This window comes from Grimontia celer (genome assembly GCF_900055185.1).
Classification (GTDB): Bacteria; Pseudomonadota; Gammaproteobacteria; order Enterobacterales; family Vibrionaceae; genus Enterovibrio; species Enterovibrio celer.
This window is the reverse complement of record NZ_FIZX01000001.1, coordinates 1,220,460-1,233,120: the sequence shown is the minus strand read 5'-3', so window position 1 is coordinate 1,233,120 and position 12,661 is coordinate 1,220,460. Positions and strand designations below refer to the sequence as shown.

Annotated in this window: 11 protein-coding genes; all 11 read left to right on the top strand. The window is 48.6% G+C overall.

What is annotated here, in order from left to right; genetic code table 11:
* The first annotated feature begins 142 nt into the window (after nt 1-142).
* Nucleotides 143-2,245 carry a transketolase gene (gene tkt, locus GCE9029_RS05475; protein ID WP_082804284.1) on the top strand — a complete coding sequence of 701 codons (2,103 nt, stop codon included), beginning with the start codon at nt 143-145 and terminating at the stop codon, nt 2,243-2,245.
* A gap of 42 nt (nt 2,246-2,287) precedes the next feature.
* A complete protein-coding gene (fba, locus tag GCE9029_RS05470; RefSeq protein WP_062661520.1) occupies nt 2,288-3,352 on the top strand; it encodes a class II fructose-bisphosphate aldolase in 1,065 nt (354 codons plus the stop codon).
* 45 nt (nt 3,353-3,397) lie between these two features.
* On the top strand, nt 3,398-4,324 hold the full coding sequence (locus tag GCE9029_RS05465; RefSeq protein ID WP_062661518.1) for a phosphoribulokinase: 927 nt from the start codon (nt 3,398-3,400) through the stop codon (nt 4,322-4,324).
* A gap of 12 nt (nt 4,325-4,336) precedes the next feature.
* Complete coding sequence (locus GCE9029_RS05460) at nt 4,337-5,383, top strand: class 1 fructose-bisphosphatase (protein WP_062661516.1); 1,047 nt, start codon at nt 4,337-4,339, stop codon at nt 5,381-5,383.
* A gap of 218 nt (nt 5,384-5,601) precedes the next feature.
* The gene (locus GCE9029_RS05455; protein WP_063856845.1) at nt 5,602-6,531 is read left to right on the top strand and encodes an inositol monophosphatase family protein; all 930 of its coding nucleotides are present in this window, start codon (nt 5,602-5,604) and stop codon (nt 6,529-6,531) included.
* 147 nt (nt 6,532-6,678) lie between these two features.
* Nucleotides 6,679-8,511 carry an NAD(P)H-dependent oxidoreductase subunit E gene (locus GCE9029_RS05450; protein WP_062661514.1) on the top strand — a complete coding sequence of 611 codons (1,833 nt, stop codon included), beginning with the start codon at nt 6,679-6,681 and terminating at the stop codon, nt 8,509-8,511.
* Entirely contained in the window at nt 8,508-9,212 is a 705-nt protein-coding gene (locus GCE9029_RS05445) for a 2Fe-2S iron-sulfur cluster-binding protein (RefSeq protein WP_062661512.1), read from the top strand. The genes GCE9029_RS05450 and GCE9029_RS05445 overlap by 4 nt, the downstream gene beginning before the upstream one ends.
* Nucleotides 9,209-9,841 (top strand): NADH-quinone oxidoreductase subunit B family protein, encoded by a 633-nt coding sequence (locus GCE9029_RS05440; RefSeq protein ID WP_062661510.1) that lies wholly within the window; start codon nt 9,209-9,211, stop codon nt 9,839-9,841. Before GCE9029_RS05445 ends, GCE9029_RS05440 begins: the two co-directional genes overlap by 4 nt.
* A 13-nt stretch (nt 9,842-9,854) precedes the next feature.
* Nucleotides 9,855-11,321 carry a Ni/Fe hydrogenase subunit alpha gene (locus tag GCE9029_RS05435; protein WP_062661508.1) on the top strand — a complete coding sequence of 489 codons (1,467 nt, stop codon included), beginning with the start codon at nt 9,855-9,857 and terminating at the stop codon, nt 11,319-11,321.
* Nucleotides 11,305-11,874 carry a hydrogenase maturation protease gene (locus GCE9029_RS05430; RefSeq protein ID WP_062661506.1) on the top strand — a complete coding sequence of 190 codons (570 nt, stop codon included), beginning with the start codon at nt 11,305-11,307 and terminating at the stop codon, nt 11,872-11,874. Before GCE9029_RS05435 ends, GCE9029_RS05430 begins: the two co-directional genes overlap by 17 nt.
* Complete coding sequence (locus GCE9029_RS05425) at nt 11,871-12,374, top strand: Crp/Fnr family transcriptional regulator (RefSeq protein ID WP_062661504.1); 504 nt, start codon at nt 11,871-11,873, stop codon at nt 12,372-12,374. The genes GCE9029_RS05430 and GCE9029_RS05425 overlap by 4 nt, the downstream gene beginning before the upstream one ends.
* Nucleotides 12,375-12,661: the final 287 nt, after the last annotated feature.

Here is a 12,661-nt window from a genome sequence, read left to right as displayed (position 1 = left end):
TTTTATATGTAAGGTTTTGCGTGGTTAATTTAAAACACAAGATTGACTTATCACGCTAACACATTGGAAAGAGACGGAATAAAAGTATCAATCCATTTGGATTGGCACTCATTTTCAGGAAATAAAGATAGGGAATATTTCAATGAGCAAGGTAAGTCAGTTCTCTGAGGAGTATAAAACGGCTGAAGCCGAGATACATTTTTCTCCCACTTCTAACGAAATTCATGAAGATTGTGCAAGCGCGTTACGTGTTTTAGCTGTAGACATGGTTCAAAACGCCAATTCTGGACATCCAGGCGCTCCCATGGGGATGGCGGATATCGCTACCGTCCTTTGGCGCGAGTTTCTTAAGCACAATCCTAAAAATCCAAACTGGTCTAACAGGGACCGCTTTGTGCTTTCCAATGGTCATGCTTCATGTTTGATTTATAGCCTGCTACACCTCACGGGATATAACGTCACAACTGAAGATCTAAAGCAGTTCAGACAATTAGGAAGTATAACACCGGGACATCCAGAGATTGGTGTCACGCCAGGCGTAGAGACGACAACGGGTCCACTTGGGCAAGGACTGGCAAATGCAGTGGGGATGGCGCTCGCAGAGAAAACCCTCGCGGCGCAATTCAATAGGCCAGGTTTCGATATCGTTGATCACTACACCTATGTCTTTTTCGGTGACGGCTGTTTGATGGAAGGCATTTCCCACGAAGTGTGCTCCTTGGCAGGCACAATGAAGCTGTCAAAGCTCATTGCTTTTTATGACGACAATGGCATTTCCATTGATGGTGATGTAGATGGCTGGCTAACCGACGATACTCCGCAAAGGTTTCGCGCCTATGGGTGGCATGTAATCGAAGATATAGATGGGCATGACCATTACTCGATTCGTGAAGCCATCATGGATGCCCGCGCAGTTGAAGACAAACCGGTTTTGATTTGCTGTAAAACTGTCATCGGAAAAGGTTCCCCAAACAAAGCCGGATCACATGATGTACATGGTGCGCCACTGGGAAGTGATGAGGTTGCCAACACCCGAAAATCTATGTCCTGGATCCATGATCCTTTCGAGATCCCAACCAAAATCCAGACGTATTGGAACGACAAAACACAAGGTGCCTTAAGGGAGAACCTGTGGGATGCAACCTTTTCAGCTTACGCAGATGAATACCCTGAGCTAGCAGCGGAATATTTCCGTCGGATGGAAGGGCAACTGCCTAAAAACTGGGGAGAGGAATCTGAACAATTCGTGAAGAAAGCCGCTTTGCAGGCGCAAAGTATTGCAAGTAGACAAGCGTCTCAACAATCCCTGAATGCATTTGGTCCATTGCTTCCAGAACTGATTGGTGGCTCTGCAGATCTAAGCCCTTCAAACAACACCTTTTGGAAAGGTGCTTTAGACAATAATCCTGAATCGCCAGATGGAAACTACATACGCTTTGGCGTGCGTGAGTTTGGGATGAGCGCAATAGCAAACGGCCTAGCCTTGCATGGAGGATTCATTCCTTACTGTGCAACGTTTTTAGTATTTTCTGACTATGCAAGAAATGCCATTCGCGTAGCGGCGCTCTCCAAAGTACACGCCATTTATGTCTTCACCCATGATTCCATTGGACTGGGTGAAGATGGTCCAACACACCAACCGATTGAACACCTTACCAGCTTCAGGGCAATGCCAAACGTCAACGTCTGGAGGCCCTGTGATGCGGTTGAAACGGCGGTGGCGTGGAAGAAAGCGATTGAAGATCAATCTGGACCTCATATTTTGGTGTTTTCACGCCAAAGCCTGCCATACCAGCTACGCCGCGCTGACCAACTTCCTCTAATTGAGCGGGGCGGTTACATCCTCAAGGAACATGAAGGGCACTTGGGTGACGACCCTGATCTCATCCTGATTGCAACAGGGTCAGAAATCGAACTCGCTGTTGAAGCAGCCATTTTACTGAATCGAAAGTCGATTCATGCCCGAGTCGTTTCAATGCCTTGCCCTGACGTGTTTGACCAGCAGCCAGAACACTATCGAAAAAGCGTGCTTCCACCATCCCTCAAATGCCGGGTATCCATCGAAGCGGGTTCTACCTTGGGCTGGCACAAATACGTGGGAAGTGACGGGCTGGCTTTAGGTATCGATACCTTTGGGGAATCCGCACCTGCCGCTGCGCTCTTTGAACACTTTGGCCTGACGGTAGAAAGAATCGTCCGACAAGCAGAACGCGTGGTCAAGCAATCACGCCCGTCTAAATCATAGCGCTGGCCGACATCTGAATCATTGATATGCAAGGAGAAAGTTATGGCACTCGTCAGTTTGAGACAAATGCTAGATCACGCAGCAGAGCACGGATACGGCGTTCCTGCATTTAACGTAAACAACATGGAGCAGGTTCATGCAATTATGGGAGCAGCGGCTTCCTGTGACGCTCCCGTTATCTTACAGGCTTCGGCAGGGGCTCGTACTTATGCCGGTGCCAGTTTTCTGCGCCATTTAATGCAGGCTTCAGTGGAGCAGTGGCCTTCAATTCCTGTTGTGGTTCATCAGGATCACGGGGCTTCACCTGCCGTATGTTTGCAATCCATCCAACAAGGTTTTACCTCAGTCATGATGGATGGTTCGCTACATGAAGACATGAAAACGCCAGCAAGCTACGAATACAACTGCGATGTCACCGCACGTGTTGTGGAAATGTCCCACGCATGCGGCGTGTCGGTAGAAGGTGAGCTTGGATGTCTTGGGTCATTAGAGACCGGTACGGCGGGAGAAGAAGATGGCTCAGGCGCTGAAGGTGTGTTGAGCCATGATCAACTGCTGACCGACCCTGAAGAAGCCGCGATGTTTGTTAGACAAACCGGGGTAGATGCACTGGCTATTGCCATCGGTACCAGCCATGGGGCTTACAAATTTACCCGACCACCTACCGGCGACATTCTGGCCATTGAGCGTGTGAAAGCGATTCATGAACGGATCCCGGATACCCACCTTGTGATGCACGGCTCATCGTCTGTCCCTCAGGACTGGCTGCAAGTCATTAATGAGTTTGGCGGCGATATGGGGGAGACCTACGGTGTGCCAGTAGACGAAATTGTTGAAGGCATACGCCACGGGGTACGAAAAGTGAATATCGATACAGACCTCCGTATGGCGAGTACCGGAGCAGTACGGCGTTTCCTCGCTCAGAATCCAAGTAACTTTGATCCACGCAAGTTCCTTCAAGCCGCAACGAAAGCCATGGAGGCACTCTGTAAAGAGCGCTACGAAGCCTTTGGCTGTGCGGGAATGGCATCGCGTATCAAACCAATAAACCTTGAAGACATGTCGGTACGATATGCCTCAGGCGAGTTAGACCCCTCCGTCAGATGAGCACTACCTGACTGTTAACCGCATTCCATCTGAAGGAGAAAAACTATGTCTGTAAAACATCCCATTGTGGCGGTAACTGGCTCATCTGGAGCAGGGACGTCCACAGTAAAAAATGCGATGGAGCAAATTTTCCGTCGCAACCAGTTCCAAGCCGCTGTGATAGAAGGAGACAGTTACCACAAATACGATCGTGTCGACATGCGTGAGCGTCTTAAACGTGCACAGGAGAAGGGTAAGAACCTGAGTCACTTTGGTCCTGAGGGGAATGATTTCAGCGAGCTGGAAAAGACATTCCGTGCGTATGCAGAAACGGGTTCTGGTCTACGACGTTATTACATACACAACGAAGAAGAAGCGATGCTTCATAATTCGAAACCTGGCACCTTCACTCAATGGTCGTCAATTCCTGAGGGCTCGGATCTACTGTTCTACGAAGGACTGCACGGCGGCGTTGTAACGTCCAATAACAATGTCGCGCAATACGTTGATTTGCTAATTGGTGTTGTGCCGATTGTTAATCTCGAATGGATTCAGAAAATCCACCGCGATACCAATGTGCGTGGCTATAGCCGTGAAGCAGTGACTGACACCATATTACGCCGTATGCACGATTACGTTCATTACATTACACCGCAGTTCTCGCTGACAGATATCAACTTCCAGCGAGTTCCCATGGTAGATACCTCTAACCCGTTTATCTCAAGGGATATTCCCACGTTAGATGAAAGCATGGTGGTTATCCGTTTCCGCGATCCAAAGAAAACCGGTGTCGATTTCCAGTATCTACTTAACATGATTGATGGCTCGTTCATGTCACGCCGCAATAATATTGTCGTGCCGGGCGGAAAAATGGGTTTCGCCATGGAACTCATCATGCAGCCTTTGATTGAAGAGCTGGTGTTGCATGGCTCAAACCGTGTGAGTGTTGAAACCACTCATGATCGCTTTTCGAAGCGTGTACCTGCGCTTTAAGGAGAGAAAATCATGAGAAAAGGAACGACATTTACACGATTTATTATTGAAGATCTTCGGAAGCTGCCTGAAGCCACGGGCGATTTTACCTTGCTGCTTAGTGCCATCGTCACAGCCTGTAAGGAAATTGCTGATGATGTCAGCCGAGGTCAACTTATTAACGTGCTGGGTTCTGCGGAAACCGAAAATATTCAGGGGGAAACCCAAAAGAAGTTGGATGTGATTTCCAATGATATTTTGATCCGTGCTCTCGAATGGTCAGGACATTTGGGTGGAATGGCATCGGAAGAGTTAGAAGAGGCTTACCCAATTCCTGCCAAGTTCCCGAAAGGAAAATACCTGCTGGTTTTTGACCCGCTCGACGGCTCATCCAATACCGAAGTGAACGTATCGATAGGGACAATTTTTTCCATTCTTCGCTGCCCGCCCGGTGTCAGTGAACCCACGGAAGAAGACTTCCTTCAACCCGGGGCAAAACAAGTCTGTGCGGGATATGTTCTTTATGGCCCTGCTACCAATCTAGTGCTGACGACGGGTCAGGGTGTGAATGGATTTACCCTGGATAGAGACATCGGCGAATTTATCCTGACACATCCAAAACTCACCATCCCGGAAAAAACCCACGAGTTTGCCATCAATATGTCGAATCAGCGTCACTGGGAGCCTGCAGTGAAGCGTTACATCGACGAAGTGGTGGCCGGAAAAGACGGCCCGAGGGGGCGTGACTTCAATACCCGTTGGGTAGCATCCATGGTGGCAGAAGTTCATCGCATATTAATGCGTGGGGGGATTTTTCTGTATCCCAAAGATGAGCGCGAAAACGTCAAAGAAGGGCGCTTACGCCTTCTCTACGAAGCAAATCCGATGAGCTTCATTATTGAACAAGCAGGCGGAGCAGCATCAACGGGAAGAGAACGAATCCTGTCTGTAAAACCTCACCGTTTACACCAACGCATCCCGGTCATTATCGGTGCACGGGAAGAGGTTGAGCGGGTGGAACGTTACCACCTGACTATGGACAAGGAACAAAGCGGTTCACCTAAGACTGTGGTGCAATAAACCCAAAAACACTATCACCAGATGGCCCGCAAATGTGGGCCATTTCTTTACTGGAAACCTTCTGTCCACTTCGTCAACAAACTGGTTAGTGATTGTATTAACCAAACAACAGACGATTAGCATGCAAGTTATAACTTATTGAATTAATGCGTTTTAACAAGATATCAACAATTGGCATCGCGATTGCTATACAGCAATAGAGGGAGAGGGAGAGAAAGATGAATGGAGTATCCTCAGACATGGCTGCAAAGTTGGAGTTGTACACCTTGCTAAAAATGCCAGATGAAGACCTCAAGTCTTTGCTTTTCGACATTGTCAGAAGCACAGCAATAAAAGCCGTTCTGCCCAGATTCAAGGGTGGAATGGGAGATAGCGACATCAACTACAAACCCAACAGCGACATAGTCACCGCCGCTGACACCGACATGCAGCAGCGCATCATTGAAGCACTACAGACTTACTGGCCGAATGTCCCAGTTTTGGGCGAAGAGCAATCCCGAGGCATGCAGTTATCGATATTTAACGCCAGCAATCAGCCTTTTTGGGTTTTAGATCCTATAGATGGAACCAGTAACTTTGCTTTTGGCATCCCTTACTTTTGCACCTCTCTGGCGCTGATTTACGAAGGAAAAGTATGGCTGGGCCTTGTGTACGATCCTGTGAGGGACGAGTGCTTTTATGCCGCATCAGGTAGCGGCGCAACGCTGAATGGCGTTGCTTTGGACTGCACGGAATTAAAAGCTCCGGCTAACTTAAAAAGCTCTATGGCATTAGTCGATTTTAAGCGTTTACCCAATGACATGGCCTCTAACCTGGCGGCAGAACCGCCTTATCGCTCGCAGCGAAGTTTCGGCGCCAGTGCTTTGGATTGGTGCTGGATTGCAGCCAATCGCTGTCAGCTCTATCTTCATGGAGACCAGAAACTCTGGGACTACACGGCAGGCAGCCTGATCCTCCAGGAAGCAGGGGGTATGTCTTCCACTTTTCATGGTTTAGATATCTTCGATAACACCATGAATTCAAAAACTGTTATCGCAGCCACGCATCCCGCTTTGTTTAAGAAATGGTGTGAATGCCTGGACCCATTTCTTCCTAATTTCACCGTCAACGAGCATGACAGCGCTGTACGCTATTTTGACCCCGGCTAATGCCGGAAACTCTCTATAAATCATCACAATAAAGCAACCACTGGAAGACCCCTAATGAAAGGGGATAGGACCACTTTGCCCAAAATCCGCTCGCGCTGATGTTGCAAACCATACGCAACATCAGAAAGAAGCATAAAGGAGTAAGCAATGAGCAATAATGTAGAGGCGATACTATCGCGGTATCTTCATCGCCGGGAGCGACTGTTAGATATGTTGATAGCGCTGCAGGAATCAGAGGGCTATATCTCTGATTCATCCGTCAACATCCTGGCATCGGGGCTCAATCTGTCCCCGTTAGATGTCCGAGAAACACTCTCGTTTTATCACTTCCTGCATGACAATCCGTCAGGCCGGCACACCATATACCTGTCCGACACCGTTATCTCACGATTAAATGGCTACGAGGAAGTGAAAGCCTCATTGCAAAACGCAGTGGGGTGTGATTTTGGAGAAGTCACTGAAGATGGTGCTTTTGGACTGTTTGATACTCAATGTATCGGCCTTTCAGACCAAGAACCAGCGATGTTGGTTAATGGAATTCCCTTTACTCACCTAACACCCGACAAAGTTCGGATGGTGATTGCAGCACTTAAAGCGGGAGTTTCTCCATCAGTATTGGGTAATCCCGATGGTCACGCGACAAATTCAAAAGCGTATATACACGCATTGATTGACTCTAACATCCGACAGCCAGGCCCCATTTTCTTTGGTGACCCGATAGATATCGACAGCGTTATACGTGACGCTGTCACAATGGTACCACTGGAAGTGATTGATGCAACCAGCACGTCTAAGCTGCGGGGCCGCGGTGGCGCCGGGTTCTCTGCGGGTCTCAAATGGCGTTTATGTCACGACGCGCCGGGTGAGACTAAATATGTAATCTGTAACGCTGATGAAGGTGAGCCCGGTACTTTCAAAGACAGAGTCATCTTGACTGAGTCCCCAGAGCAGGTTTTTGCGGGAATGATCATCGCAGGCCATGCTATTGGCGCCCATGAAGGAATTCTCTATCTGCGTTATGAATACCGCTATATGGTCGACTACCTAGAGGCGACGCTCAGCTCCCTGAGACAACGAGGCTTGTTGGGAACGGGTATTGGGGGTAATCCGAATTTCCACTTTGATATTCGTATCCAGTTAGGCGCTGGCGCTTACATCTGTGGTGACGAATCCGCATTGATTGAGTCATGTGAAGGCAAGCGCGGAACGCCACGCGTGAAACCTCCATTCCCAGTACATCAGGGATTTTTGGGATGTCCAACCGCGGTCAATAATGTGGAAACGCTGGCTAATGTATCCCGCATTTTTGAACAGGGTGCGCGTTGGTATGAAGCCATGGGGACTTCAGAGTCCGCAGGTACCAGACTGATAAGCGTGTCCGGTGATGTCGGAAAGCCGGGTATCTACGAGATTGAATGGGGAATTTCGCTCCAGGATGTTATGGATCTCGTCGGGGCACAAAATCCCCGTGTTGCACAAATCAGCGGTCCTTCCGGTGAATGTGTATCAGCCGCTCGTGATGGCAACAGGACATTTTCTTACAAAGACCTTTCCTGTAACGGCTCCTTGATGGTGTTTAGTTATGAGCGGAACCTTCTCGAAATCGTCAGACACTTTATGCACTTTTTTGTCGAAGAGTCATGCGGTATCTGTACGCCTTGTCGTGCAGGTAATGTAGAGCTCTACAACAAAGTTTCACTGATCATCGAAGGGCGGGCGGTCGAACAGGATCTTGATGAGATCTTTGAATGGGCCAAGATTATTCGGGGTTCCAGCCGCTGCGGACTAGGCACAACATCTCCAAAACCCATCATCACGTCTTTGCAGGCATTTCCTGAGGAATACAAACAGAAACTGGTGGAACAAAACGGTCCACTGTTGGCTTCATTTGACCTGAATGCTGCACTGCATGAGTTCACGGTAGCGACCGAATCACTTCAGGGTTCAGACGGTATTCAGACCGCGGAGGTATCGAAATGAGCATTACATTGACAATCGATGGAAAGGAAGTCACCGCAGAAGAAAACCAGATGCTAGTGGATGTCGCCTCAGATAATGGTGTTTACATCCCGACCCTGTGTTACCAGAGGGGAAAGCCTTGCCTGGGTACCTGCCGGGTTTGTACCTGTAAGGTCAATGGTAATAACGCCGCCTCATGCACAGTGCCCGTTTCGGACGGCATGGTAGTGGAAGTTAACGAACCGGAAACCAAAGATATCCGCAAAGCCTTGATTGAAATGCTGTTTGTCGAAGGTAAACATAACTGCCCAAGTTGCGAGAAAAGTGGACGTTGTGACCTGCAGGCGGTGGGTTATGAAACAGGCATGATGGTTTCCCGCTTTCCTTATCGATTCCCTGTTACTGAAACCGACTTTCGCTCAGAAAAAATCTGGTTAGAGCGCGACAGATGCATTTTCTGCCAACGATGCGTTGAGTTTGTCAGAGATGAAGAAACCGGTAAAAAGATCTTCAACATCAATGGACGCGGTGCCGAAGCCCGCATCGAAATTGACGTGCTACTGGCCGACAAAATGAGTGATGAGCAGGTCACACGAGCAATGGAGCTTTGCCCTGTGGGCTGCATTTTGAAAAAAGCAGTAGGATTCGATGACCCAATCGGTCGGCGCAAATTCGACATTGCCTCGGTACGTGAGCGTGCAACAGGGAGTGAAAACAAATGAGTACGAGTTCAACAGACTGCAAGCTTATCTTTTCTCATGAATTGCCTTGCACGCCTTTGGATAAAGAAACCGAAACATTGCGTGAAGGGAAAATCAAAGTCGCGATGATTGGACTATGTGGATGTTGGGGGTGCACCTTGTCGTTTCTGGACATGGATGAGCGACTCCTAGGCCTGCTGGATAAAGTCGCTATTACGCGCTCATCTATTACAGATGTGAAGCGCATTACTGAGCGTTGCACCATTGGTTTTATCGAAGGTGGTGTTGCCAATGAAGAAAACATTGAAACCCTTGAACACTTTCGCGAAAACTGCGACATCCTGATTTCAGTGGGTGCTTGTGCCGTTTGGGGCGGTGTGCCCGCTATGCGTAATCAGGTGTCTCTCACAGAGTGTCTTGATGAAGCCTACATCTCTTCAACGACACGACCTGCTGATTCTGACAACGTCATTCCCCATGTTGATGTCCCCAAAATCACCACCAAAGTGTACCCCGCCCATGAGGTGGTCAAGATGGACTACTTCATTCCAGGTTGTCCGCCGGATGGCGACGCGATCTTCAAAGTGCTGGACGATTTGGTGAATGGGCGCGAGGTGGATTTGCCAACCTCGGTTAACCGATACGATTAAGGGAGAAAGGATAATGAGCAAGACACTGGTCATTGATCCGGTTACACGGATAGAAGGTCACGGCAAAGTCACCTTGCAGTTAGATGATAACAACAAGGTCACCGACGCCAGATTACAAGTTATCGAGTTCCGCGGTTTTGAGCGCTTTATCCAAGGGCACCCATACTGGGAAGCGCCAATGCTGTTGCAACGTATCTGCGGGATTTGCTTTGTCAGCCATCATCTATGTGGCGCAAAAGCGTTGGATGACATGGTTGGCGTTGGACTGAAAGACGGCATACAGATGCTGCCTACGCCTGAGAAAATCCGCCGCCTAGGTCACTATGCACAACAGCTTCAGTCTCACGTCACTGCCTATTTTTATCTGATCGCCCCGGAAATGGTGTTTGGTATCGAGTCTGCACCGGAAAAACGTAACGCGATTGGCCTCGCTGAAGCGAATCCCGAGCTGGTAAAGCGCGTGATCCAACTGCGTAAATGGGGGCAAGAACTGATTGTTTCTGTCCTCGGCAAACGCATGCACGGTATCAGCTCCATTCCGGGTGGTGTTAACAATAACTTAAGCATTGCTGAGCGAGACAAATTCCTGAAAGGTAATGAAGATCTTCTGTCGATAGATGAGGTGATCGACTACGCGCAGGATGCCCTCAGATTGTTCTACGGCTACCACGAAAAGCACCGCGATGAGATAGATAACTTCGGTGTCGTTAACGCACTGGACATGTGTCTGGTCGATGAAAACGGCGATGTTGATTACTACCACGGTAAGATGCGCGTCGTTAACGAAAATAAGGAAGTAGTGTTAGAAACTGATTACCACGACTACCTCGACCACTTTTCCGAAGCGACTGAGTCCTGGAGTTATATGAAGTTTCCTTACCTTAAAGCGCTGGGTAGGGAAGCGGGCTCTGTCCGCGTTGGGCCATTGGCTCGTCTTAATGTCACGCGACGCTATAACACGCCACTGGCCCAGGAAGCCTTGGAACGCTTCCATGACTACACCAAAGGCAAAGCGAACAACATGACACTTCATACCAACTGGGCGCGTGCAATTGAGATTCTGCATTCTGCAGAACTGATTAAAGAGCTACTGAATGATCCAGATCTTCAAGGTGAAAGCCTCATCATTACACCAACTAAAGGTGCGTGGACCGGAGAGGGAGTGGGCGTTGTCGAAGCACCACGTGGAACATTACTCCACCATTATCGGGCAGATGAAGCAGGCAACATGACCTTCGCCAACCTGATTGTTTCTACCACCCAGAACAACAAAGTGATTAACCGCACAGTGCAGTCTGTGGCACAGGACTGGATTTCAGGTAAGGCAGAAATCACTGAAGGGATGATGAACGCCATAGAAGTCGGGATCCGCGCGTATGACCCATGCCTGAGTTGTGCCACGCATGCGATGGGACAGATGCCGCTACAAATCTCTTTGCTAGATGCGAAAGGACGACTGATCGATGAAAAATTCAGATAACCCGATTCACTTGAGCGATTTTGATCTGATCTACGGTATTGGCAATGTGGGCAGGCAAGACGACGGCCTAGGCTGGGCATTCATCGACGCAATCGAGTCCTTGGGGGAGACCAGTGCCAAGTTGGTTCGCCACTATCAACTCTTCTTTGAAGATGTGGATTTATTGCGTCGCCATAAGCGCATTTTATTTGTGGATGCCACTAAAGAGGTGACAACGTCACACTATGAGATGAAGCGTGTGAAGCCTCAGTTGGATGATACTTTCACTTCCCACGCCATCTCTGTGCAATCCATCGTGGCTATGTGCCATCAGTGTTATCAGGTCTTTCCTGATGTCTGGTTGCTAACAGTCAAAGGTAGCCGTTGGGAGCTTTCGTTAGGGTTAACCCCTGAGGCTAGTGACAATCTAAAGAGTGCATTCGCCGCTGTCGTTTCTCAAGGCATTTTTGAGTGCCTTGATGGTGTTGTAAGCGCGGATGATAACGCCGTACCGCAAAAATCTTTCGAATCGACGATCACCCCAACTGTCGAATGCACAAGGATACCAACATGAACATACCCAAAGAAGAAAACGTCGCTCGCTTGATACTGGAGGCGCCGATTGGGCAATACATCGGTGAATCTGGCGCTGGCATTCTTGCCCAACAAGCTGCCACGGAAATAACGCTGGATGATGGTGATTTTCTCTATCGCACCGGAGATGTCGCAAATAGCTTTTACATTGTGACGTCAGGGCGATTGGCATTCTGTCGTGAGAATAAAAGCACGGGAAAGACGAGCTTGCTCCATACACTGCATCAAGGCGATTTGATTGGAGAGCTGAGTTTTATTGATGGCGAGCCAAGAAGTATCTCAGTCCAGGCGTTAGGCGCAGCCAGTGTGCTCTGCTTCAACCGTGAAGATATTGATCCGCTTATTACGACGCATCCCAAGTTGGTGTTTGATTTTATGCGAGCGGTGGTGAAGCGTGTTCATCATACCGTAACAGCGATTGGTCAGCAGCAGGCTGAATTAGCAGATTACATTGCAACAGGAGGAAAAGGTCGTTTCTAAACAACGATAGGCTTATTTTACTTTTACTTTTACTTTTACGGTCTATTTTCCCCTCCAAGCTTTGTCGAAGAGGGGATTTTTTTGCTTATCACTTTCTTTTGGACTGTCCATTTAACAGAACCGCGTACTGATTAGAAAGTTTCCAGCTATTGAGAATAACGGAAAGTAACCTTTCACTGATTACGCATTTGGTTAAATCTTCGTTTATACCTAGTTTCATTGTGGTTAATTTTGAGGCGCGCCAGCACTGGCCTCAGAGGTAGATTTCCTCATACTCCCGTTGTTTG

What these genes read in the sequence shown, in the direction of transcription:
- tkt (WP_082804284.1), top strand. Translation starts at nt 143, where the DNA reads ATGAGCAAGGTAAGTCAGTTCTCTGAGGAGTATAAAACGGCTGAAGCC.
- fba (WP_062661520.1), top strand. Translation starts at nt 2,288, where the DNA reads ATGGCACTCGTCAGTTTGAGACAAATGCTAGATCACGCAGCAGAGCAC.
- GCE9029_RS05465 (WP_062661518.1), top strand. Translation starts at nt 3,398, where the DNA reads ATGTCTGTAAAACATCCCATTGTGGCGGTAACTGGCTCATCTGGAGCA.
- GCE9029_RS05460 (WP_062661516.1), top strand. Translation starts at nt 4,337, where the DNA reads ATGAGAAAAGGAACGACATTTACACGATTTATTATTGAAGATCTTCGG.
- GCE9029_RS05455 (WP_063856845.1), top strand. Translation starts at nt 5,602, where the DNA reads ATGAATGGAGTATCCTCAGACATGGCTGCAAAGTTGGAGTTGTACACC.
- GCE9029_RS05450 (WP_062661514.1), top strand. Translation starts at nt 6,679, where the DNA reads ATGAGCAATAATGTAGAGGCGATACTATCGCGGTATCTTCATCGCCGG.
- GCE9029_RS05445 (WP_062661512.1), top strand. Translation starts at nt 8,508, where the DNA reads ATGAGCATTACATTGACAATCGATGGAAAGGAAGTCACCGCAGAAGAA.
- GCE9029_RS05440 (WP_062661510.1), top strand. Translation starts at nt 9,209, where the DNA reads ATGAGTACGAGTTCAACAGACTGCAAGCTTATCTTTTCTCATGAATTG.
- GCE9029_RS05435 (WP_062661508.1), top strand. Translation starts at nt 9,855, where the DNA reads ATGAGCAAGACACTGGTCATTGATCCGGTTACACGGATAGAAGGTCAC.
- GCE9029_RS05430 (WP_062661506.1), top strand. Translation starts at nt 11,305, where the DNA reads ATGAAAAATTCAGATAACCCGATTCACTTGAGCGATTTTGATCTGATC.
- GCE9029_RS05425 (WP_062661504.1), top strand. Translation starts at nt 11,871, where the DNA reads ATGAACATACCCAAAGAAGAAAACGTCGCTCGCTTGATACTGGAGGCG.